The organism is Flavobacterium sp. UBA5153 (assembly GCA_002413745.1).
In the GTDB taxonomy this organism is placed as follows: Bacteria; Bacteroidota; Bacteroidia; order Flavobacteriales; family Flavobacteriaceae; genus Flavobacterium.
The window spans coordinates 1-2,731 of the sequence record DHXP01000036.1; the positions used below are offsets into that span (position 1 = coordinate 1).

The following is a 2,731-nucleotide window of genomic DNA, read 5'->3' on the forward strand; positions in this document are numbered from 1 at the left end:
CCAAAGTTAGCAGCGTTTAAAAGGGCATTCAGTACCTCACTATCTTCAAGTACATTAGAATCTTTTTTGATTTCAATTTTACCACGCTTGTATAACTTGGCAACCATTGTCCAAACCGCATTTTGATACCAACCGTAGGGACGCTTGGCGAAATGTGTTTTAAGGTCATTCAATGAAGTCCTGTCAGATTGGTTTTTTCTACGGTTAATCAAAATTAATATTTCGGTTTCCGCTTCTGAGATTGTTTGGTCATCCGTACCGAACAAATCATCTTGTTTACTAAGAATAGTGTGCTTGAAAGTGTCTTCGCTATATTGAATAGCCCCCAACATTCTTAAGTTAGAGTATACCGATTTTATTAAATCTTGAAAAGCATTTATCACCAATGTTTTTCCGTCAGTTGTCGTCGAAGTTTCTAATTTTCTACCATTCAATATTACGGTTGAAGCGGCCAAAGCTTTGTTGGCCAATAACAATAGATTATGTCTTCTCTCAGCATTTATAATAGCTCTTTCCTGAAGAATTCTTTTTACTTCCGGGCGGTTTGAAGTCGATTGATTTTGTTTGACATATTTGTTGGTTCTCAAATACATTTTCAAATCCTTCATGAATAACGCATCAGAGGGAAGTATCATTTTCATTCCGGCAGTTCCCATAGTTTGAGATTGTATAAAAGCCAGATTATCATAGTCATGAAAATTTTCCGTGATGATTTCTATTTCTAGTTCCTTTTCTCTGCCAAGAATGTTTCCATCAATTTTACTAGTGAATTCATAATCCTGTTTGTTATCAAGGAATTTTATTTTATTGTCTCGAATGATATCATCGAAGAAAAGTTCTTTTAAGAGCTGAGGTACTGCTTGATCATCAATATCTGTAGCTTTGATTTCTTGTTCTACATCTTTTTCATCATCGGTTAAAAACTCATAGATATCGCCGTTACGTTGCACATAACTTTGAAGTTCCAAAACATTTAGTGCTTCATCAATGGCTGCCTCATGTTTTTTTAAATCAATGTTTACATCGTCAATCATCAAGACTGAAATGTTGCGTTTTGTAGTCTTGAAATTGACGAAATACTTCACAAGAAATAATGCTTTTAACACCTTGAAAGCAAAGCGATTGTCTAATTGTTTTTCAGCCAGCGTAATGGGACTTTGAATTTCACCTCTTAGCTCATTGCGGATACCGTCAAACATTAAATCAAAACTCACTAAAGCATTATCTTCTTTATTTTCGATTTTTTGTATTACTTGCTGGAACACGCCAAGCATAGATCTTTCACCCACTGAAGCATGCTTACCCTGAAAAGCATTGTGTGTAGAGAGTGCTCTTCGACATTCTTGAAATAAGTCGAATTGGTAGGAAACAAAAGGCATTTTGTTAGCAAAATCGGTATCGTTCTTGTAGCCTTTGAATTGTACACCAGCATCAGAAAAGCTCAATAAAGTATCTAAATGTGCACTTTCTTTTTTGAAAGTTGCTACCAAATGTTTTTGAGCGTCCTCATTCTTTTTTAATAACCTTTTTTCTATTACCTCATCTACATTAGCGGAGGTAAGTGGTACTTTGGTTTTGAATCTTGCCTGAATTCGAGAAAAGTCATTTTGTTGGCTTTTATTCATATCCCCAACCACTTTTTCCATATCCTCCTGAGAGGTTACTAAAATCCATGAACTCCCTTTTGTTTTGGTCGCTAAAGTTTCAGCAATAGTTTGAAGGTTCAACATTAATTTAGTGTTGTCACTGATGTATTGCCCCACCTCATCAACAAAGAAGTTTAGTCTGAAACCCGAAGGTTTCGTTTTGATGTATTCAGAAACGCGAAGACAAAAATCCTCGATAGATTGCTTGTGTCTGTCTTCAATATCATCTAAAATAGTTTCATACTTAGAAGCATCCGTATTATTTATTTCACCCAATACTTCTGAAACTACTTCCATAACTAATGGGTCGAAGTAATCGTTTCTAGCAATCTCCCAAGACTGTCCATTTTTATTTTGGAATATTGTTTTGAATTCTACATAACTACCTTGTTTGTCTAACCACATTTCAAATTCGGCTATGTGTGGTTGAAAACCATAATAACCCAAATGGTCATAAAATACTTTATAGAACACTGATAAAATGGCATTTTCATCCGCCTTACTGGTTATTTGAGCCTGTTGGTCAATGTTGAAAAGAATAGATTCGGAAGGAATTCGAGTTGCCCTTTGAACGTCTCCTTTGAGCATTTCATTATCTTCTATTTTTTCAGCGAAGAGTTCGCCGCTTTTGTACCCATCGAATTCTTTGTTTTCTAAAACGTAAGATAAAATTTTTAGTAGATGGGATTTACCGGAACCGAAAAATCCAGAAATCCAAACTCCATTTGCACCGCCATAGTTGTTGTATGCAGAGAAAAAATCCGTGATTTTTTTGGCTATTTCACGAGTGATTACGTATTCTGCAACCTCGTCAGCGATATGGTCACGATCATCCGCTTTGATAACCGTTTCTATATTTCGATTGATATTTTTTAGAAAAAAATCTTTAATTATCATGATTATGGTTTTATTTTATCAATATTAAATGCTCTGTAATAATTGTCGTCTTTTAATAAACCAAAAAGATTTAAAGTATGACCATCGTACTCTCCAGGGAAAAATGCAACCGTAGGTGCTTCTTTTGCAATATTTTGAAGATTGTTTAGAATATTGTGTGAACGTATGTATGGGAAAACCATTCCTAT

General features: G+C 34.9%; 2 protein-coding genes. Both read right to left on the bottom strand.

Annotated features, from left to right (window positions below; genetic code table 11):
- Window positions 1-2,543: BREX system P-loop protein BrxC (gene brxC, locus B2145_RS17760; protein WP_291100504.1), on the bottom strand; the 2,543-nt coding region annotated here is incomplete at its 3' end.
- A gap of 2 nt (window positions 2,544-2,545) precedes the next feature.
- Window positions 2,546-2,731 (bottom strand): BREX protein BrxB domain-containing protein (locus tag B2145_RS17765; RefSeq protein ID WP_291100507.1); only part of this gene is annotated, 186 nt, incomplete at its 5' end.